The organism is Caproicibacterium sp. BJN0003, assembly GCF_026314295.1.
Taxonomy (GTDB): Bacteria; Bacillota; Clostridia; order Oscillospirales; family Acutalibacteraceae; genus Caproicibacterium.
Genome location: NZ_CP111108.1, coordinates 78,761 through 99,838 on the forward strand (window position 1 = coordinate 78,761; position 21,078 = coordinate 99,838).

The following is a 21,078-nucleotide window of genomic DNA, read 5'->3' on the forward strand; positions in this document are numbered from 1 at the left end:
CGGACAAACAAGGATCCGCAGATCTTTTCTGCTTTTCTTTTTCCGACTTTTATGATGAAAGAAGGAGGCGGCGGAATTGAAAAAAGAATCTCACAAAAAAGGTCTTGGAAAACTTCTAATGGTATGTGCTTTAATGGGCTGTTTGATGCTCTCTACCGCCGCATTTAGTTCCAGCGGTGTTGGAGGCGTTGTTAATTTGCTCTTGATGCCAATGCAGCGAGTGAGTGCCGCTTTGTCAGAGCAAATGACTGCAAACGCAGAGGAAACAGCAGCCTCAAAAGAAGATCTTCTCAGTGAAAATAAGGACCTCAAGGCACAGATTAATGATTTGAACCGTCAGCTGATCAATTATGATACGCTTAAAAGAGAAAACGAAGAATATAAAAAATATCTGGGGCTTAAAGAAGAAAATCAGGACTATCAGCTTTTGGCAGCAGAAGTGATTGCAAAAGATCCGGATGACTTGTATGGAAGTATCACGATCGATCAGGGATCTAGAGATGGGGTCTCCAAAAACGATCCGGTCATAACAGATGCAGGACTTCTCGGTTGGGTGAGCGAGGTGTTCCCCACTTCCAGCCGCGTGACAACGCTGTTCCATGCGGATGCAAAATTTGGGGCCCGTGACAGCCAAACGCAGGAAACAGGAATTATGAGTTGTACAGTTCAATCAGCAGATGAAGGATATCTTCGAATGAATTATTTGGATTCCACAACAAAGGTGCAGGAAGGCGACTTGGTCGTTACGAGCGGTCTTGCAGTAGAAAGCGGATTTGGGGGGCTTTTCCCCAGAAATCTGACGGTGGGAACGGTGAAGTCTGTTAGCCGCAGTGAATCAGATGCCTCCCTTTATGCACTTGTGCAGCCTGCAGTAGATTTAAAGAACCCAAAAGATGTGATGGTGATCACTAATTTTGCAGGAAAAAGTGCAGCCGGAGAAGATACGGCTTCCTCAGGAGGAAACTCATGAGACGGGCAGGAGTTCTACGGGGAATGGCTTATGGCGCCGAATTTTTGCTCTTGTATCTATTGCAGCAGGTTCCAGGACTTTTTCCGGAAATATCTCATTCTCTGCCGGTACTTTTGATTCCGGCGGTCGTTACAGCAGCCTTCTTTGAAGAGGAAGTGCCGGCAATGGTCTGCGGCCTCTTCTGTGGGTTGCTGATGGATTTTGGCAGCGGCAGCTTTTTGGGAGCAAAAGCATTGGAATTTGCGGTTGGCGGATATTGCGTGAGCTTTCTCGCCAGTCAATTTTTAAAGACAAATCTTTTGAGCGCTGTCGTTTCCACTTTGGCGTTGGGAGGAATATTAGCACTTTTACAATGGATTTTTACCGCCCTTTTTCCAGGAAATTCTGGGAGTGGGTATCTGTTGTTTTATCATCTTTTGCCGCGGGTACTCTATACGGCAATATTTGCAGTGCCTCTTTATTATTTGAATCGGTTTTTAGCGACAAGGCTGAGAGCACCTGCTGATATTTAATAAAGAATTTCAGAAAGGAAGTGGGATCACTTGAGGTTGTGGAAAAAACAGTTGTCCAGAAAAAAAGTTTGTATGGGACTTCTTATTTTAGTCTGCGGTATTTTTGCCGTTCGGCTGATAGAGTGGCAATTTGTGGATGGACAAGAGCTTTCGGCTCTTGCGGAACAATCAGTCAGCACAACACAAACGATTCCCACTGCCCGGGGAGAAATTGTGGATATTAATGGAGTCGGGCTGGCAACCAATAAGATTTCTTATGAGATCCGGTTTAATTTGGGAGAAATGTCGGCGGCATCGATTAATAAAATTACAGGAAAATTGATTTCGCTTTTAAAAATGCGCGGAGAATCATGGAATGATACTCTGCCTATTTTATATCAAAACGGGGAATATGAGTTTCAAGCAGGTGCAGAAGATGCGATTACATATTTAAAATCCGATCAGTTCTTGAAAGTAGGACAAGATGCCGACCCTCAGACTTGTATCGATGCGCTTTCAAAACGATATTTCGCGGGGAGTGGAAACGATGCTTCAGAGTATACTCCTGAGCAATTGCGCGATATCTTGTCCGTGCGTTACGGCATGACAATGAGCGGATTTTCTCTGGGGGTTCCGTATATCTTTTCCAGCAAGGTCAGTCAGGAAACAGTAGCAATCATCAATGAGAACAGTGATGATTTGCCTGGCGTATCTACACAAATCACATCGGTCCGGCAATATCCCGAGCCAACTTTGATGCCTCATATTTTAGGAAATCTGGGGGCGCTTTCTGAAAAGCAGTATGAATCTTTAAAATCAGAAGGATATACGCTCAATGATACAATCGGAAAATTTGGAATTGAAGCTGCGATGGAATCCACACTGCGGGGTTCCGCAGGAGAAAAGAAGATTGAGTACAACAGCAACGGAGAAGTTCAGCAGGAGACTGTGACCAAAGAGCCGCAGGCGGGAAATACCGTGTTTCTTACCATTGATTCCAAAGTACAGAAGATTGCCGCCGATTCGCTTGCCAAAAATGTACAGGCGGCACATGCGACGACCAAAGATTGTGTCGGCGGCGGAGTGGTAGCACTGAGAGTTTCTGATTTTTCGGTGCTGGCTGCTGCAAGTTATCCGACTTATGATCTTTCTCAATACAGTAACGCTTCTTATTTTAATTCTCTTTTAAAAGACTCTTCCAATCCGCAAGTCGATAGGGCTTTCGGAAGCGCATTTACCCCTGGCTCTGTTTTTAAACCATGCGTTGCACTGGCAGCTTTGCAAGAAGGAGCCATTACGGATACAACGAAAATTGTTTGTAATCATGTTTATGATCGTTTTAAGCCGAGCTTGATTTTGACCTGTATGGGGTGGCACGGCCCTATGGATGTTCGTTCTGCCTTGGCACAGTCTTGCAACGTGTTCTTTTGTGAGACTGGATATCGCTTGGGAATCACAAGCATGGATCTGTATGCGAAAAAACTGGGACTCGGAGTAAAAACCGGAGTAGAGATCGATGAAACGGAGGGAACACTTGCCGGCCCGGAATCCAGAACCGCTGCGGGTGGAACCTGGTACGACGGCGATACCGTACAGGCGGCAATCGGGCAGAGCGATAATCAGTTTTCTCCGGCTCAGCTTGCCGATTATGTTGCAACCATTGCAAATAACGGAACTCGAAAAAAAGTACATTTGGTTGATCATGTAACCGATTATAGCCGTCAGAACACCATTTCTTCAACACAAGGAGAGACACTAGTGGATAATTCTGATTACAGTTATCTTTCTGCAGAAAATTTAAAGACAGTACAAGAAGGAATGAGAGAAGTCGTGACTTCCGGTACTGCAAGGACACTCTTTTCTAACTATAAGATTGCGATTGCCGCTAAAACCGGAACGGCAGAAACAAACGGCAGCGATAACGTTACGTTTATCGCCTATGCGCCTTATGATAATCCTCAAATCGCCGTGGCGGTGGTGCTGCCGCATGGTGCAGCAGGCACTTATGCTCAAAATATTGCAAAAGATATTTTTGACGCATACTTTCAATCATGAATTTGTTAAAAAAAGTCTTGAGGTAGAATAAAAAACAGTTATTTTGACTGTATTTTAGCTTGTATTAACAAATATATGTTGATTTTAGATAAAAAAATTGACTATTTAAGAGTCTTGTGATACTATGAAAATGAGGTTTTTAATATGGGAGCAGTAACAGTTATTACATCGGGAAAAGGTGGCGCAGGAAAATCCACCACAACAGCGCATGTTGGTCTGGCATTGGCAGCAAGAGGGCGTCGAGTGCTTTTAGTTGATTGTGATGCGGGGCTAGGATGTCTTGATTTGCTTCTCAATATTGCGCAGGAGCAGGTCTTTGATCTTTCCGATGTGGTTTCCGGTACTGCCACACCTGCACAGGCGATTTATCCCAGTCCTTATCAGGAAGGCCTTTATTTGATGCCGGCTCCATTTCGGGAAGAAGACTTGGTCAGCCCTGAAATCATGCGGGAGCTTATCGGTGCCATCGCATGTTATTTTGATCATGTGTTGATTGATTGTCCTGCGGGGATCGGGGCGGGTTTTCGCAGTGCTGTTTCGGCGGCAGACAGGGCCCTGGTAGTCAGTACCCCGGATAAAGTTTGCACATTGGCTTCTTTTAAAACCCGTGCGCAGCTTTTAGAAGCAGGTATAACAGAACAAAGGCTTGTGATCAATCGGTTTTCATCTTCTTTTTTTCGAAAATCGGGATTTTTTACCGATGTAGATGATATGATTGACCAGACTGGAATCCAGTTGATTGCAGTAATTCCGGAGGATGAGGAGCTTCGTGCAGCAGCGGTGCGCAGATTGCCTCCGCAGAAATGCCCTGCAGCATTAGCTTTTGCTCGACTTGCCATGAGGCTAGAGGGACATGAGGTTCCGCTGCCGCCTCTGCAAAAATTTTAAAAATATCGAAAAATAACAAATGATATAGGAGAGTGTTAAAAATGAATATTGCATTGATCGCACACGATGCAAAAAAAGAATTGATGGTCCAGTTTTGTATTGCATACTGTGGGATTTTAAGCCGTCATGATTTATGTGCTACTGGTACGACAGGAAAGCTGGTCAGCGATGCGACTGGTCTTAAAATACAACGTTTTTTAAGCGGGAGTCAGGGCGGAGATCAGCAGATTTCTGCGCGAATTGCTTGCAATGAAGTGGATATGCTGTTGTTTTTTAGAGACCCGCTTTCTGCAAAACCGCATGAACCCAATGATAATAATATGCTTCGTCTCTGTGATACTCATAATATTCCGGTTGCTACAAATATTGCAACGGCGGAAGTTTTGATTCATGGTTTGGAGCGCGGCGATTTGGATTGGCGCAATATTGTAAATCCATCCCGCTGATTTTATCAGTGGGCCTCTTTGTGCGAATCATTAAAAAAGTCCCGCCTTTGCCGTATCTCTCCGGCAGGGCGGGATTTCTGCTTTTCTTTTAGAGAAAGCTGTTTTCGGAACGGTCGATTTATGGTATAATAAAAAATAATATTTTTATTTGATAGGAAGGCCGAGGCTTTTATAGCTTTTGATGGCTTTTGAAATGATGCAGGAGGAAAATTCTTATGGAACTGATTACGCAGGCACCTCGCGGAACGGAAGATATCTTGCCGGGACAGAGCGAAAAATGGCAAACAGTAGAATCGGTTGCACGAAATGAAGCTGAAAAGAATGGGTTTTCAGAGATTCGTACACCGGTTTTTGAACATACAGAACTTTTTTTGCGCAGTGTAGGAGAAACTACCGATGTGGTGCAAAAAGAGATGTATACATTTAAAGATAAAGGTAACCGCAGCATTACCCTTCGCCCGGAGGGAACAGCCGGTGCCGTGCGTGCTTTTTTGGAGCATGGCTTACTTTCTGCCGGAATGCCGCAAAAGTTCTATTATCTGACCAGCTGCTATCGCTATGAAAAAGCGCAGAAAGGCAGACTGCGGGAATTTCATCAGTTTGGAATCGAGATGTTTGGTTCCAATTCTCCTCTTTCGGATGCCGAAGTGATCGGCGTTGGATATTCTGTTTTGCAGAGACTTGGAATTGACGGCATTTCGCTTGCGATTAATTCAATTGGCTGCCCTACTTGCCGAGCAGCTTATACAAAGGCACTGAAAGAATATTTTTCTGCTCGCAAAGGAGAACTATGTGAAACCTGCTTGTCTCGTCTTGAACGGAATCCGATGCGGATTTTGGACTGCAAAGAGAAAGAATGCCAGGAGATCGCAGCAAATGCGCCGAAGATTTTGGATTTCCTTTGTGAGGATTGCCAGAAACATTTTGATGGGGTAAAGCATGCGCTGGAGGCAATGGGGATTTCTTATACCATTGATCCTTCTATTGTCCGCGGATTAGATTACTATACAAATACCGTTTTTGAATTTCTCTATAAAGGAATGGCGATTTGTGCCGGCGGCCGTTATAACGGGCTTGTAGAAGAAATGGGAGGAACTCCGACACCTGCATTGGGATTTGGAATGGGACTCGAACGCGTAATCCTTGCGATGGAAGAGCAGAAGGTTGAATTTCCACCGAAGAAACGTTGTGATCTTTTCTTAGCATCTCTTGGGGATGCAGCACGGGAGAAGTCATTCCTTTTGGCGCAGAAGTGCAAGGAATCCGGTCTTTATGCCGAATTTGATGAGATTGGGCGTGGACTCAAGGCACAGATGAAATATGCCGATAAAATTGGGGCACGGTTCAGCCTTGTTCTAGGCGATAATGAGATCGAGAGCGGCCGGGTCATGATTAAGAATATGGCAAACGGAGAAAAAACGGAAGTTTCTCTGGGAGATGAGTTCTTAAAAGAATTCTGTGTCTTGGAAAACAGCTGATTGTATCGACGCGAATATCATTAAATTCATTTTTATTGATTTAATTAATTATAAAAAAGCCCACGCGAATTTCGCGTGGGCTTTTTTATTCTGAAATACCTTAAAGTAACTCTCCATATCTTTTAATATATAATTTTTTGACAATGGTCGCGAGTATCATATAACCGAGAACAATCGCGGAAAGCCATGCAAAATAAATCGGGGGGAGGGGAGAAAATCCTAAAAATGTTCCCAAAGGAGTAGATACGATCAGTGTTGCCGTTAAAATGGCAAATGCGGTTAGGGACAGCACAGGCGCAGAAGCACGGCTTTGTAAAAATGGAATTTTAGGGGTGCGGATCATGTGAACCACTAAAGATTGGCTCCACATGGATTCCACAAACCATCCGGATTGAAAAGTCGAGATATAAAGTAGTTTTAAGGAGGGATCCGTAATTTGAGGAAAGAGCTGTCCGCCGCAGATCATCGGACAAATAACAAAATACATGAGAAGGTAGGTGGCAATATCAAATACCGAGCTGGTAGGTCCAATCCATAGCATGAATTTGCTGATAGAAGAAGCATCCCATTTTCGTGGCTTTTGCAGATATTCCCGATCTACATTGTCCCAAGGAATCGCGGTGCAGGAAATATCATAAATGAGGTTCAAAAGTAATAGCTGAATCGAGGCCATTGGAAGAAAAGGAAGAAACGCACTGGCGGCCAAAACGGAAAACATGTTCCCGAAATTAGAAGAAGCAGTCATCTTGATATATTTTATCATGTTTGCGTATGTTTTTCTTCCCTCAATGATTCCGTCTTCCAAAACCATCAAGTCTTTTTCCAACATAATAACATTTGCAGATTCTTTTGCGATATCTACAGCAGTATCAACAGAAATGCCTACATCGGCAACTTTCATGGCGGCAGCGTCGTTAATGCCATCCCCCATATATCCGGTGACATGACCATTATCGCGGAAAATTTGGATCACACGTGCTTTCTGAGTGGGAGACAGTTTTGCAAAGACCATTGTCTTTTCTGCTTTTTGGGCAAGCTCAGCATCTGTCATATTGTCGAGATCTTTTCCTAAAAGCATACGATTATCAGGAATCCCCACCTGACGGCAGATACTGCAGGTAACTTTTTCATTATCTCCGGTCAAAATTTTGACTGCAACACCGTGTTCGTTAAGGGCACGAATTGCTTTGGCAGTTGTCTTTTTCGGTGGATCTAAAAAGGCAAGAAATCCAATCAGAACCATGTTGTCTTCGTCTGCTGCTGAAAATTCACCCACTGGGGCAGGATTTGTTTTGTGCGCGACCGCAATCACACGCATGCCGGAGGCGTTTAGTTCGTCAGACTTGGAAATGACGAAGGAACGGACTTCTTTTGTCAGCGGTTTCACTGTCCCGTTAAGTTCAGCATAGGAACAGCATTTGAGCATTTCTTCAATGGCACCCTTTGTAATCATTTGCGTTTTTCCGTTTTTATCCGAGACCACAACGCTCATTCTACGACGGTTAAAGTCAAATGGGATTTCATCCACTTTTCGATAGTCTTTTTCGATGGGGACAGGCTCTAATTCATTCTGCTTTGAGATAATTGCAAGATCGATTAGATTTTTAAGCCCTGTTTGAAAGTAGCTGTTTAAAAAAGCATGACGCAGTACACGGGAGTCTTCATTGCCCTCAATATCCAGATGGGACTCTAAAATCACGCGGTCCTGTGTGAGAGTTCCGGTTTTATCAGTGCAGAGCAAATCGATAGAGCCTAAATTCTGAATGGAATTAAGACTTTTGATGATTACCTTTTTTTGACTCATTGCAACAGCACCTTTTGCAAGGCAGGTAGTCACAATCATGGGCAGCATTTCCGGTGTAAGACCTACTGCAACGGAAATTGCGAATAAAAATGCTTTGAGCCAGTCACCCTTTGTAAATCCATTAATGAAAAGGACAATCGGTACCATAACCAGCATAAAACGCAGAAGAACCCATGAAACAGAGTTGACTCCTTTTTCAAAACTGGTTTTTGGCGGTTTTTCCGTCAGACTTTTTGCGATGCGGCCGAGCATGGTATCATTCCCGGTAGCAACCACAACAGCTTTTGAGCTTCCGCTGATCACGGTGCTTCCCATAAAAGCAAGATTCGAAATTTCCGTCAAAGAGTTCTGCTCACTTACAGGAGCGCCATATTTTTCAACCGGCTGGCTTTCCCCAGTTAGGGCGGATTGGCTGATAAACAGGTCTTTTGCTGAGAGAATCCGCAGATCGGCTGGGATCATATCGCCGGCGGAAAGATAAATTAAGTCGCCGACTACTACATCTTCCAGGGGAATTTCGTGTTTGCCGGAGTCCTGCCGCTCGACGCAAGTCGTTGTATGGATCATTTTGGAGAGGCTTGCAGCCGCGTTTCCACTTTTCGTTTCTTGAATAAAGCGCAGGACTCCAGAAATCATGACCATCGTTACGATGATAATGACGGTTGTATAATTTTGCTCACCGGGTTCTGTAAAAAGAATATCAGTAAATACCGAGATAATGGCAAGCGTAAATAAAATTGCTGTAAAAGGGTTGATAAAAGCGCTGCAAATTCTTTTAAAAAGAGATTGCTTCTTTTTATGCATGACGATGTTGCTGCCAAAAGATTTTCTTGCGGCTTCAACCTCTTCTTCATTTAATCCAGCAGCCTCGGTACCAAGCGTTTGCAAGACTTCTGCTTCATCGTGAGTTGAAGCAAATAAAAGACGATTTTTAACTTCTGTACTACACGAATCTGCCATAGAAAGATTTTTTTTCGTTAAAACTGTTTTTAGATTTTTTTTCATCGCTCGTACCTCCATTTTTTCAAATTGACATGTGCTAAAAGGAGGAAGTATGGCACTTTTTATAGGACGGAGGATCAGCTACAGAGAAGAATGAAATCATGGTTTGACTTTTTCATGATTTTCATTTGTGATGTAGGCCATCCGTCGGGGACTGTGCCGCTGCTACTCCCAGAGTCCATTCTTCTCACCTCCGTTTAAATCAAAGATTGTTTTCAATTTTTAAAGATGTCAAAACATGCTAAAAAATAAAAAGCTCCCATATATTCGGTCAAGAATATATGGGAGTGTAAAAAAGCACTTCTGACTTCTTCGTTTGAGCTTTAGCTTTGCAGGGCAGTGAAACTGTATTATGCTACACCTTAGGTTCGATATAGCTTGCTCCAACCTTCTCCATGGTGTCTCCACCACTCTGCGGCAACAATCCATATCCCTGCAAAAACCTCACCTACCGAATCTTACTTATTATAAGTATATTCAAATATGATGTCAATGGTTTTTGACATTTTTTTAAACATTAGAAAAATTTTATACTTTTCTGTCCAAAAAGATCTCCGGCGGAAAATGGTGACTGCCGATAAGAAAGGGCTCCAAGATTGTCTAAAAGGGAGTTAATCATAATGTACAAACATTCGGGTCCTTTATTAGGTAATTATTTTTTATAAACGAGAAACAAAATGCTTTAAAAAAAATAATCAATAAATATCATGAGAAAATTACAGCAATATTATACGAAAACCTTGAAAATAAATTTCACAAAAATCCTATATTTACTATTTATTATATAAAATATGGGCTAAATGGAAACAAATAAACAAGGAGTTTCTTGTGAATATTCTGAAAATACTTGTTTTACCTTGTTAAAACGCGATGATATACTTTAGCCAACAAAGCAAGAATCAGGCCGGCCTCCTGCTTCTTTGGAAATAGATTCCATAATGGAGGAAGCAGATAGGTGTGAAAAATTTTGATGATAAAGCAAGTGAATTAATGAAGGGAGGGTATGATTTACATATTCATACATTACCCTCGGTGTTTCCGCGGTCGCTGGATTGCTTTCAGCTGGTAAAAGAAGCCAGCGAAGCGGGAATGAAAGGAGTTGTTTTAAAGAGCCACTATGAATCAACAGTTGCTCGTGCCATCTTGGTGAATCAGTATGGACACGCCGAAGCAAAGGCGTATGGTGCCGTTGCGTTAAATTGGCCCGTAGGGGGACTAAACGTTTACGCAGTGGAAAATGCACTCAGATTTGGAGCCAAAATTATCTGGATGCCAACACGGGATGCGGCCAACAGTTTGACTTTTGGAAATATGTCGGGAGACTTTTTTGATCGCCCAGGAATTACGATTCTTGACCAGAAAGGTCATCTTAAAAATTGTGTCTATGAGATTATGGATGTTGTTAAACGGTATAATGCAACGTTGGCAAGTGGGCATTTAAGTCCGGAAGAATCCGTTATTCTCTGCAAAGAAGGTAGACGCAGAGGGGTTCGCATGGTTTTGACACATCCGGAGTTTTCCCGTACGATTGTTCCGGCGGAGATTCAGGAGGAACTTGCCAAAGAAGGAGTTTTCATTGAGAAGGTTTGGCTTAATGTCGTTCAGAAATCCGTATCGATCGAGCAAATGGTGAGTACCATTCGCCGAATTGGTTCGGGCAGTGCATTTATTACAACAGATCGTGGACAAAAAGGAAGTCCGCATCCGACGATCGAAATGCATCGGTTTGTTTGTGCGCTGCTGGAACAAGGATTGAAGGATTCTGAGATCCGGGATTTAATTCATAATGTTCCGGAGGTTATTTTAGGGTTAGAGTAGAAATGGGGGAAAATCGAAAATGAAACGTTTCATTGCCGCAGTAGTGGTATCTGCTATGGTGTTTAGTCTGGTTGGATGTGGAGAGACAAGTTCTGCTCCGAAAACAGTACTCAGCATCGGCTATACGACTGCTTCGAATCCAAATGATCCTTATGCGCTCACTGCGCAGAAGTTTAAAGAAGTTGTGGAAGAAAAAACACAGGGGCGCATTACGGTGAACGATTATCCGAGCAGTCAGCTTGGTTCGGAACCGGAAATGTGGGAAGGAATGCAGATTGGCACCTGTGATATGGCCGTTATGACAAACGCGTATGTTTCTACTTATGTTTTGGCAAACGGCGCTTTGGATCTTCCATTTATTTTTTCCGATTCCAAACAGGCAAGAAAAATCTTGGACGGCGATTATGGACAGAAGCTGGCAAAAAATGTAGAGAGTGCAGGGGTAACAGTTCTGGGATGGTCTGAAGGTGGGTTCCGTCAGCTGGCCACGGGCAAAAGAAGCATTAAGGAGCCGTCCGATCTTGCGGGAATGAAAATTCGCTGCATGGAGACAAAAACATATCTTGCAGCTTATGCTGCTCTGGGGGTTAATGCGACCCCGATGGCGTGGAGCGAAGTCTTGACCGCTTTACAGCAGGGAACCATTGACGGGTGCGATGCACCATTGAGTGTGCTGTATACAAATGGATTCCCGGATGTCAGCAAATACATCAATAATGTAAATTTGTTTTATTCCCCATTGCCGATCTGTATTTCGAGCAGAGTCTTGGAATCTTTCTCTGAAGAGGATCAGCAGATTATTCGCGAAGCTGCACAAGAAGCCGTTGCTACCGTTCGCAAAAACAATGATGATTCTGCGGAAACGATGGAAAAGGATTTGATCTCCAAAGGAATGACCGTGGTTCCCACTAATGAGGTGGATTCAAAGGCCTTCCAGGAAGCCGCAAAGCCTGTCTATCAAAAAATGGAATCTTATATTGGCGGAACATGGGTTTCAGATTTGGAGAAGGAAGTTGGAAGCAAATGATGATTTTGAAAGGGCTTTTGCAGGGCAGCGCAAAAATCAGAAATTCTGATCAGAATGAGAAGGGGTGGAAATGTAAATGAAAGGGTTAAAACGCGTTTCTCATAGGATTAATCAAGCGGTCAGCTATACGGGAATCGGAATGTTTGTGGTGCTTGTTTTGGCATGTGTTATGCAGGTGTTCTTCCGCTTTGTGCTGAATAATTCGCTTTCGTGGACAGAAGAATTGGCAAGATATTTATTTGTTTGGATGCATCTGATCGGCGCATCTCTTTTGATTGAGGATAACGGGCATGCGACTGTGACGGTGATTCTGGACCTTCTTCACGGCAAGGCACGCAAAGCCGTCAATATCCTAATAGAGGCAATCATTTTGATTGACGGCACTTTGATGCTTTATTCCGGAGTGATTGTATCTTATCGCTCCCGTACAAACGTCAGTACGGCCATGTCGATCCCGATGTGGGTGATCAATTTGTCGGTAGCCGTAAGCGGCGCACTTCTGATGTTTCAGGCCATTGTGCAGATTGCGGTTTATCTTTCTGATAAAGCAGAAAAGAAGGAGGGGACTGCAGAATGACACTCGTATTTATTATCTTGTTTGGACTAATGCTGGTCGGAGTTCCAGTCGCATTCGCAATTATTTCTTCCGGCGTCGCATATCTTGCCACCAATGGAATGAGTATCCTTACTCTTTCTCAGCGCTTGATTTATGGGCTGAATTCTTTTACGCTTCTGGCAGTTCCACTGTTCATTTTGGTAGGAAATCTGATGGATTTTGGCGGGATTTCCAAGCGCCTGACCGATTGGGCTAAGAGCCTTTTGGGGTGGATGCCGGGCGGACTCGGGATCGTAACGGTTTTTAGCTGTGCCATTTTTGCGGCATTGACCGGTTCCGGCCCGGCAACAGTTGCAGCAATCGGCAGTATCATGCTGCCCTCTATGCTCAAGTCCGGCTATTCCAAAGAGAGCAGCGCCGGTTTGGTTGCTGCGGCAGGTGCTCTGGGACCCATTATTCCTCCGAGTATTCCGATGATTATTTACGGCGTTACCATGAGTTTGTCCATTCCGGCGATGTTCGCTGCCGGAATTGTTCCCGGCCTTTTAATTGCAGTTGTTCTTTGTTTGGTCAATGTTTATTTTTCTTTTAAAAATCCCGAAGTTCGTAAACGGGCGGGCGAGGTAAAATTTGATTTTAAATATTCTCTTAAAATGTTCTGGAAAGCTTTGGGTGCTCTCGGATTGCCAGTTCTGATTTTAGGCGGCATTTACGGCGGGATTTTTACGCCGACTGAATCCGCTGCTGTCGGTATCGTTTATGCGCTGATCCTCGGATTTGCACTTAAGGAACTCAAAATCAAAGACATGCCGAAAATTCTGATTTCTTCTCTTAAAACTTCCACAATGGTAAACTTTATCATTGCGGCCGCATCTTTGTTCTCTTGGGTGGTTTCCAGATCTCAGGTTGGAAAAGTGATTTCGAAAGGCTTCATCAGCATGGTTGGTGGAAACAAAAATGTTTATCTTATTTTGTTAATCCTGATCTTACTGGTTGTTGGATGCTTAATGGATAACGTGGCTGCCACATTAATCCTTGCTCCAATTTTAATCCCGATTGGCGTTTCTCTCGGATGCAATCCGCTTCATTTAGGCGTACTGTTCTGCATTTGCCTTGTAGTCGGTTTTGTAACGCCTCCGTTCGGATACAATCTTTTTACGGCTGTTTCTGTATCGGGACTTAAATTCAATCAGGTTGTCAAAGGAGTTATCCCATATGTGATAACAGAAGTGGTTTTGCTGGTACCTTTGGCATTTTTCCCAGACATTATTTTATGTTTGCCGCGTGCCATGGGATTTAGTTATTAAAGAATTTTAAAAAGCAATCGATACAAATCATATACATATATAAAGGAATAAAAAGGCAGTGCCCTGTTTTTATGCAGGCACTGCTTTTTCTAAAGGATTTCGCAGGCAAAAATCGTGACGATTTCTTATGATTGCGGATGATCAAAAATGATAGTATGATGAAATAAAGAAGTTTTATTTGCATGAATGAAAAGGAGCTAATTCATATGGAAGGGGATTCTTCATGAAAACAGGATATGAAATCTTTTTGATAACGGCAGAGGAGAAAAATATTTCCCGTGCCGCAGAAAGAGCATTTGTTACCCAGCAATGTGTCAGTGACCATATCAAGCGGCTGGAAAAAGAATATGGGGTTCAACTTTTTGAACGGAGGCCGAAGTTTAAGCTGACGCCGGCAGGAGAAGTGATGCTTCAGAATGTTAGAAATATTCAGATCCTAGAAAAACGAATGAACAGTGATTTAAAAGATATGGCACATGGAGAAGTTGGAAAATTTACACTTGGAATCAGTACATCCCGAGCACCGGTGATTCTTCCGGCGGTTTTGTCACACTATCATGAAGCTTTTCCGAAGGTGAAAATTTCTTTTTGTATAGAGGATACGCAAGTTTTAGAGGAAAGACTGCTGCGTGGGGATATTGATCTTTTTATCGGTGTGAATACAGACCCAAATCCTGAATTTTGCATTCAAACGATTGCTTTAGATGAAATTGTGTTGGTGATTTCTTCGGAACTTCTGCATAGCTATTTTCGTGTGGAAGAGATTAAAATGATGCAGAAAGGGGTGGATATGGAAAGGTTCTGTGATGTTCCTTTTACGCTTAGTTTTAAAACAGGAAAAGTAAATCGAGTGATTCAAGAATACCTGAATGACAGAAAGCTTCAGCTAAAGGTCATGTATAATATCAGCGATAGTGAGACGCAAATCCTTCTTTGTGCAGAGGGAATCTGCGCATCACTCTGCCCCAAAATGCTGCTCACGACTGCCTATCGACATAATCTCACCTGTAGTGAAAATAAAAAGCTTTACATGTTGCCCATTAATCATTTGGACCGAAAATTGCACATCGATCTAGTGACGCACAGCCATATGAGTCAGCCGATGTATGTTCGTGTATTTATTGAAACATTGAGAAAAGAGGTTGCGGAAATTTCCAAAAGAAATTTTTTAGCGATTGGACAAGATTAGTTGTTTAAAAATGTAGAAAACTTAAAATACAATAGATTTTAAAAGTTAGTCAGTTTTTCATCCCATTTTTTGACGGGATCCAGAGAGCTCTTTTCGCCGCTGTTCAAAAAATATTAGAGCATTACCATAGAATAATTTCATTTCTCCTGCATTTGCACTTTATACCAATTAGAAAAATTCAGATAAATAGGCAGAGTAGAATCCGCGTGCAACTTGAGCATTTAAGAGCCCTGCACCTTTTTGTCTAGCATAAAAAATACCCCTTCCATACAAACAATTAAAAAAAGGAAGACTCCCAATACCAATTTGGTACAGGAGCCTTCCTTTTTCACTTTATATAGCGAATTATGCCGCAAATTTTAAAAAATTAGTCGGCGTATTTATCGTCGTTCCAAGCGTACATTTTACGCAGCTCTTTACCGACTTTTTCCAGCTGGTGAGAAGCAGCTCTTTCACGGCATGCGTTAAAGTGTGCACGGCCGCCTGCTTTGTTCTCTGCAATCCATTTGGAAGCAAAGGTGCCATCCTGGATCTCGGTAAGAATTTGCTTCATCTCGGCTTTCGTTTCTGGAGTGACAAGACGTTTGCCAGTCTCATAATCGCCGAACTCAGCAGTGTCGGAGATGGAGTAGCGCATGAAGCTGAAGCCGCCGGTGTAAATCAGATCGACAATCAGTTTCATCTCATGGATACATTCGAAGTAAGCATTCTCTGCCGGATAACCAGCCTCAACCAGTGTTTCAAATCCAGCCTGCATCAAAGCGGTAACCCCGCCGCAGAGGACTGCCTGCTCACCGAACAGATCAGTTTCAGTTTCAATCTTAAAGGTGGTTTCCATCAGAGCTGCACGAGCTGCGCCCAAACCTGCGCCATAAGCCAGTGCGGTGTCGAGGCAGTGACCGGAAGCATCCTGGTAAACCGCAACCAGAGCCGGGGTGCCTTTGCCTTCGACAAACTCAGAACGGACGGTGTGACCCGGTGCCTTCGGAGCGATCATAAAAACATCAATGTTCTTAGGCGGGACGATCTGTTTAAAGTGGATGTTAAAGCCATGGGCAAAGGCAAGTGCTTTCCCTTCAGTCAAGTAGGGAGCGATGTCTTTCTTATAAATATCCGCCTGCTTTTCATCAGGAGTCAGCATCATAATGATATCTGCCTTCTGGGTGGCTTCTGCAGTGGTCATAACATCAAAGCCCATCTCTTTTACATGATCCCAGCGCCGGCTGCCTTTATAGAGGCCGACAATTACATTTACACCGCTGTCACGCAAGTTTAGAGCGTGAGCATGACCCTGGCTGCCGTAGCCAATAATTGCAACGGTCTTCCCCTTGAGAACGTTGATGTCGCAGTCTGCGTCGTAATAGATCTTTGGCATATGTTTTTTCCTCCTTGCCTTTCTCAGGCTTAAAATTTATAAACGGAACTCTGAAAAGAGTTGGGTTAACGTAAAAGAATCAGGGATTTACTTTACTCCTTGTGATTTGAGCACCCTTTTCAATTGCGATTGCACCGGTTCGGACAATTTCTTTAATTCCATAGGGATGTACCAAATCAATCAAAGTTTGGGTATTTTCCTGTGTATCCGAAATTTCCAAGGTCAGGCTGCTGGGCGCCACATCTATAATCCGAGCTTTCATTAGCTCAGCAATCTTCATCAGGTCGATCCGGTCCTGTGTGCGGCAATTGACCTTGATGAGAGATAACTCTCGGGAAAGAAAATTGCCGGGCGTTAACACTTTTACCTTAATAACCTGAATCAGCTTATTTAATTGTTTTTCCACCTGCTCGATGATGGATTCATCGCCGTCCACTACGATTGTAATGCGGGAGATGGTGGAGTCTTCCGTAACGCCCACCGCAAGAGAATCAATATTGAATCCCCGCCGGGCAAAAAGGCTGACCACTTTTGAGAGCAGGCCAGGCTGGTTTTCGACCAGTACAGAAAGTGTAGATTTCATTAAAACTGCCCTCCTTTAAATACTTGGGGTATCCGGATCAACTCGGCATACCAAAATATAGGGATCAGGACTTTTGAGCATTCGTGCGGCGGCTTCTTTCGCTTCTCGGTTGGAAAAAGCGTATTCTGCTTTGATTCCATAGCTTTTTGCCAAAAGAACAAAATCCGGTTCGCCGCCTTTTAACTGTGTTGCAATATAGTGGCTGTGATAAAGTTTATCTTGAAATTCTTTGACCATACCAAGAGTACCATTTTGCATGATGATAATTTTAATTGGAATTTGATACTGCATGATGGTGCCAAGTTCGCACATTGCCATCTGAAAGGAGCCGTCTCCGCAGACGGCGACAACCTCTCGGTGAGGCTTTGCGAGTTTTGCACCGATTGCCGCTGGAATGGAATATCCCATGGTGCCAAGGCCACCGCTTGTTAGAAATCTGCCCAGCTTTACATTAAAATTGCGTGCCGACCAAATTTGATTTTGCCCTACATCAGCGACAAGAATCGCATTTTCTTCCATCATAGAAGAAAGGTCGCGGATAAAGACCCGGGGTTCTACCGCATCCTCCCGGGGGACTCCACGGAGCGGATACTGATTTTTAAGCTCTAAGACTTCTTCTTTCCACTCTTCCGGAACCGTATCAGTGATTTCTTCTGCCATCGTGTGCAGAACACCACGGATATCGCCGACAATCGGAATATCTACCTGCATATTCTTTCCAATTTCTGCGGGGTCAATGTCAATATGAATAATCACGGCTTTATTGGCGATTTGTTCCGGAGAACTAACAGCACGGTCCCCCACTCTTGCGCCGCATAGAATTACCAAGTCGGCTTTTTTTAGTGCCCGATTGGCGCTTTCTCTGCCGTGGGTTCCGATCATTCCGAGATAATGATCACTATTCATCGGAATTACGCCGATCCCCATCATGGTTGCACAGACGGGAATTCCGCTGTTTGTTGCAAAGGCAATCATTTCTTCTCTGGCGCCCGAAAGCACCACGCCGCCGCCGCAGCAGAGGATGGGGCGCTTTGCTTTACCGATAGCAGTGAGCGCTTTTTTGATCTGCATAATATGTCCCTGGGTGCGGGGCTTATAACCACGGATCTGTGCTTTTTCCGGATAGTGGAAATCTTCTACCATCTGGTTTTGAATATCGGTGGGAATATCGATCAAAACGGGACCGGGACGTCCGGTAGAGGCAATATAGAATGCTTCTTTAAAGATATGGGTTAGATCATTTGCGTCTTTTACAAGATAACTGTGCTTTGTAAAACTTTCACAGGCACCGGTAATGTCGGCTTCCTGAAAAACATCGCGCCCCAAAAGCCATGAATTCACCTGGCCGGTGATAATGATCAGTGGAATTGAATCCATATAAGCAGTTGCAATGCCGGTAATTAAATTAGTTGCACCGGGGCCGGAGGTCGCAACACAAACACCAATCTTTCCGCTGGAGCGGGCATATCCGCTGGCCTCGTGTGCCGCATTCTGTTCTTCCCGACAGAGAATATGCTGGATCTCAGATTCGAAAAGGCAATCATAAAAAGGGCAGATTGCGGCGCCCGGATAACCGAAAACAAGATTAACATTTTCTTTTTCCAGACACTTTACCATAATCTGTGCGCCGCTAAACATAAATATTTCCTCCTCTTTTGCTGATAAACCGCTAAAATATTCTTAATAAAAAAGCCGATCCGGAGAAAGGATCGGCAAAACTTTTTCCGAATTTAATTAGTAATTATACGATAGAATAACAAGAAGGTCAATAAAAAGTTTAGCAATTTAACTCGGAAAATTTATTTTTTAAATTATTTTTTTCAAAATGGTATTTTTTATAGCTTGGAATCGGCTTTTTCCTGGAAACGGTTGGAAAAAACGGAAACGCGCTGATGAACTCCAGTGGCAACTTCACCTTTATTATCACTCGCAGTCAAAGAGAAATCGAAAAAGCGTCCCTCATGTTTTGTTAAAACTGCCGTTACGGTAATTTCGGCACCTAAAGGAGAGGGGGCATTGTGATTGACTGTGATGGAACAGCCGACCGTTGTGGAGCCCTCGTCCAAATATTTGGCAGCGAGATTCATGGAAGCGTTCTCAAAAAGGGCAGCCAGAGTTGGAGTGGCAAGTACCCGCAGACTGCCGGATCCAACATTTACAGCGAGCATATCTTCGGTTACGGTTTTTGTGATGGTCAATTTTGTTTCTTGCATTGTAATCCCTCCTAGAATCATGTTATACTTACTATATCATATTTTCTGAAAAAGGGACAAGGAGAACTGTAAATTGGAGCTGCAAATTGTAAAAGCAGAAGAGGAAGATTTACCTCAGGTTGCTGCTTTAGCAAAAGAAATCTGGGAAGAACATTTTACGCCGATTATCGGAGAAAAACAGGTGGCATATATGGTGGAAAAATTTCAGTCTCTCACCGCGATGCGCCGCCAGACGAAAATGGAAGGATACCGCTATTATCGTTTCTTAAAAGAGAGAGTGCTGATTGGCTATACGGGAGTTGCGGTGAATCCTGGTGACGAAGAACGGCTTTTTTTAAGTAAACTGTATCTTAAAAAAGAAGAAAGAGGACAAGGCTTTTCCACCAGAGCTTTTGATTTTCTCGAAGATCTTTGCCGAAAAGAAGGACGCCGGTCGATTTGGCTTACTGTCAATAAATACAATAAAATTCCCCTTGCAGTTTACCAGCATCGCGGATTTCAGATTACCGACAGCGTTGTCACCGATATTGGCGGCGGATTTGTGATGGATGACTACATAATGGAGAAGATTATCTCAAAAACAAAATAAAACATGCAGAAAAATAATAATTATTATTAAATTTACATTGACTTTCCAAATTCTTCATGATATTATAAAAAACGAAAAGACAAAGAGGGATCACCGTATGAAATTAGGAATTGTAGGACTGCCGAACGTAGGAAAGAGCACCTTGTTCAACGCGATTACAAATGCAGGAGCACAGAGCGCAAACTACCCGTTTTGTACTATCGAGCCGAATATTGGGGTCGTGGCGGTACCGGATAAGCGTCTTAACTGGCTTTCGGATCTTTATCATCCGAAGAAGTTTACGCCGGCTAGCATTGAGTTTGTAGATATTGCGGGCCTTGTAAAAGGAGCCAGCAAAGGTGAAGGACTCGGCAATAAATTTCTTGCCAACATTCGAGAAGTGGATGCAATCGTCCACGTTGTCCGCTGTTTTGAAGATGACGATATTGTTCATGTAGAGGGCAGCATTGATCCGAAGCGTGATATTGAAACGATTAATGTGGAATTAATTCTTTCGGATTTGGAAGTCTTGGACCGCCGAATTGATAAGACCCAGAAGATGATTAAAGCAGATAAAAAATACCAGATTGAACTTGACTTTTTTAAACGGGTCAAAGAAGCTTTAGATGCTGGAAAACCTGCACGCAGTGTCGAATGTAACGAAGATGAAGCGGCGCTTCTTTCCACCGTCAATCTTTTGACCAATAAACCAATTATCTATGCTGCCAATATGAGTGAGGCGGATTTTAAAGCTGATATTCATCAGAATCATTTCCTTGCAGAAGTCGAAACGATTGCAAATGAGGAGCATGCGGCGGTATTGCCGATCTGTGCAGAGATGGAAGCAGAAATGGGCGATATGGAGCCTGACGAAAAAGAGTTGTTCCTTGCGGATTTGGGGTTAAAGGAATCTGGGCTGGATCGTCTGATTCGCGCCTGCTATTCCCTCTTAGGCTTGATCAGCTTTTTGACTGCCGGAGAACCCGAAGTTCGTGCATGGACCATTAAAAAAGGAACAAAAGCACCGCAGGCTGCGGGAAAGATTCATACGGATTTTGAGCGTGGCTTTATCCGTGCCGAGATTGTTTCTTTTAAAGATTTGGTGGAGTGTGGTTCCATTGCCGCGGCAAAAGAGAAAGGTCTCTACCGCAGTGAAGGCAAAGACTATGTGATGCAAGACGGAGATGTAGTCCTTTTTAGGTTTAATGTTTAAGGAATTCTTTTTTTGGCAATTCTTTTTGAGGAAAAGAAAATTTTTCTTTTCTTTAGAATTTGCATAAATCAAAATGAAATTAGGAGGTAATTCGT

At 43.3% G+C, this 21,078-nt stretch carries 18 protein-coding genes and 1 riboswitch; of the genes, 13 read left to right on the plus strand and 5 right to left on the minus strand.

The window, feature by feature from the left end; genetic code table 11:
• Positions 1-76 precede the first annotated feature (76 nt).
• The 6 genes from mreC to hisS all read left to right on the plus strand — a co-directional run bounded on the left by mreC (position 77) and on the right by hisS (position 6,328).
• Positions 77-970 carry a rod shape-determining protein MreC gene (gene mreC, locus OP489_RS00425; protein WP_266162421.1) on the plus strand — a complete coding sequence of 298 codons (894 nt, stop codon included), beginning with the start codon at positions 77-79 and terminating at the stop codon, positions 968-970.
• Entirely contained in the window at positions 967-1,482 is a 516-nt protein-coding gene (gene mreD / locus OP489_RS00430) for a rod shape-determining protein MreD (protein ID WP_266162422.1), read from the plus strand. Before mreC ends, mreD begins: the two co-directional genes overlap by 4 nt.
• A 30-nt stretch (positions 1,483-1,512) precedes the next feature.
• The gene (locus OP489_RS00435; RefSeq protein ID WP_266162423.1) at positions 1,513-3,516 is read left to right on the plus strand and encodes a penicillin-binding transpeptidase domain-containing protein; all 2,004 of its coding nucleotides are present in this window, start codon (positions 1,513-1,515) and stop codon (positions 3,514-3,516) included.
• 144 nt (positions 3,517-3,660) lie between these two features.
• Positions 3,661-4,404: an AAA family ATPase gene (locus OP489_RS00440; protein ID WP_266162424.1), complete on the plus strand. Its 744-nt coding sequence runs from the start codon at positions 3,661-3,663 to the stop codon at positions 4,402-4,404.
• A 41-nt stretch (positions 4,405-4,445) separates the two neighbouring features.
• A complete protein-coding gene (mgsA, locus tag OP489_RS00445; RefSeq protein ID WP_266162425.1) occupies positions 4,446-4,850 on the plus strand; it encodes a methylglyoxal synthase in 405 nt (134 codons plus the stop codon).
• A 215-nt stretch (positions 4,851-5,065) separates the two neighbouring features.
• Entirely contained in the window at positions 5,066-6,328 is a 1,263-nt protein-coding gene (gene hisS, locus OP489_RS00450; protein WP_266162426.1) for a histidine--tRNA ligase, read from the plus strand.
• 100 nt (positions 6,329-6,428) lie between these two features.
• Here the strand turns inward: hisS and mgtA are convergent, their stop codons facing one another.
• Positions 6,429-9,092, minus strand: a complete 2,664-nt coding sequence (gene mgtA, locus OP489_RS00455) for a magnesium-translocating P-type ATPase (RefSeq protein ID WP_266163543.1) — start codon at positions 9,090-9,092, stop codon at positions 6,429-6,431.
• A 343-nt stretch (positions 9,093-9,435) separates the two neighbouring features.
• A riboswitch (M-box (ykoK) riboswitch) is annotated at positions 9,436-9,597 on the minus strand.
• Between the two features lie 494 nt (positions 9,598-10,091).
• On the opposite strand from mgtA, the gene OP489_RS00460 reads away from it, so the two are divergent.
• The 5 genes from OP489_RS00460 to OP489_RS00480 all read left to right on the plus strand — a co-directional run bounded on the left by OP489_RS00460 (position 10,092) and on the right by OP489_RS00480 (position 15,031).
• Positions 10,092-10,952 carry a DUF6282 family protein gene (locus OP489_RS00460; RefSeq protein WP_266162427.1) on the plus strand — a complete coding sequence of 287 codons (861 nt, stop codon included), beginning with the start codon at positions 10,092-10,094 and terminating at the stop codon, positions 10,950-10,952.
• A gap of 19 nt (positions 10,953-10,971) precedes the next feature.
• Complete coding sequence (locus tag OP489_RS00465; RefSeq protein WP_266162428.1) at positions 10,972-11,979, plus strand: TRAP transporter substrate-binding protein; 1,008 nt, start codon at positions 10,972-10,974, stop codon at positions 11,977-11,979.
• A 76-nt stretch (positions 11,980-12,055) separates the two neighbouring features.
• Positions 12,056-12,556, plus strand: coding sequence for a TRAP transporter small permease (locus OP489_RS00470; protein WP_266162429.1), 501 nt, complete (start codon positions 12,056-12,058; stop codon positions 12,554-12,556).
• The gene (locus tag OP489_RS00475; protein ID WP_266162430.1) at positions 12,553-13,842 is read left to right on the plus strand and encodes a TRAP transporter large permease; all 1,290 of its coding nucleotides are present in this window, start codon (positions 12,553-12,555) and stop codon (positions 13,840-13,842) included. The genes OP489_RS00470 and OP489_RS00475 overlap by 4 nt, the downstream gene beginning before the upstream one ends.
• 223 nt (positions 13,843-14,065) lie before the next feature.
• Positions 14,066-15,031 (plus strand): LysR family transcriptional regulator, encoded by a 966-nt coding sequence (locus tag OP489_RS00480; RefSeq protein ID WP_266162431.1) that lies wholly within the window; start codon positions 14,066-14,068, stop codon positions 15,029-15,031.
• 367 nt (positions 15,032-15,398) lie between these two features.
• Here the strand turns inward: OP489_RS00480 and ilvC are convergent, their stop codons facing one another.
• The 4 genes from ilvC to OP489_RS00500 all read right to left on the minus strand — a co-directional run bounded on the left by ilvC (position 15,399) and on the right by OP489_RS00500 (position 19,202).
• Positions 15,399-16,406 (minus strand): ketol-acid reductoisomerase, encoded by a 1,008-nt coding sequence (gene ilvC / locus OP489_RS00485; RefSeq protein WP_266162432.1) that lies wholly within the window; start codon positions 16,404-16,406, stop codon positions 15,399-15,401.
• Between the two features lie 79 nt (positions 16,407-16,485).
• Positions 16,486-16,989, minus strand: coding sequence for an acetolactate synthase small subunit (gene ilvN / locus OP489_RS00490; RefSeq protein WP_266162433.1), 504 nt, complete (start codon positions 16,987-16,989; stop codon positions 16,486-16,488).
• A 15-nt stretch (positions 16,990-17,004) separates the two neighbouring features.
• Positions 17,005-18,627 (minus strand): biosynthetic-type acetolactate synthase large subunit, encoded by a 1,623-nt coding sequence (gene ilvB / locus OP489_RS00495; protein ID WP_266162434.1) that lies wholly within the window; start codon positions 18,625-18,627, stop codon positions 17,005-17,007.
• A 197-nt stretch (positions 18,628-18,824) separates the two neighbouring features.
• Positions 18,825-19,202 (minus strand): thioesterase family protein, encoded by a 378-nt coding sequence (locus OP489_RS00500; RefSeq protein WP_266162435.1) that lies wholly within the window; start codon positions 19,200-19,202, stop codon positions 18,825-18,827.
• A gap of 73 nt (positions 19,203-19,275) precedes the next feature.
• Between OP489_RS00500 and OP489_RS00505 the strand changes: the two genes are divergently transcribed.
• Both OP489_RS00505 and ychF read left to right on the plus strand, forming a co-directional pair.
• Positions 19,276-19,791, plus strand: coding sequence for a GNAT family N-acetyltransferase (locus tag OP489_RS00505; protein ID WP_266162436.1), 516 nt, complete (start codon positions 19,276-19,278; stop codon positions 19,789-19,791).
• 97 nt (positions 19,792-19,888) lie between these two features.
• Complete coding sequence (ychF, locus tag OP489_RS00510) at positions 19,889-20,983, plus strand: redox-regulated ATPase YchF (protein WP_266162437.1); 1,095 nt, start codon at positions 19,889-19,891, stop codon at positions 20,981-20,983.
• The last annotated feature ends 95 nt before the right edge of the window (positions 20,984-21,078 follow it).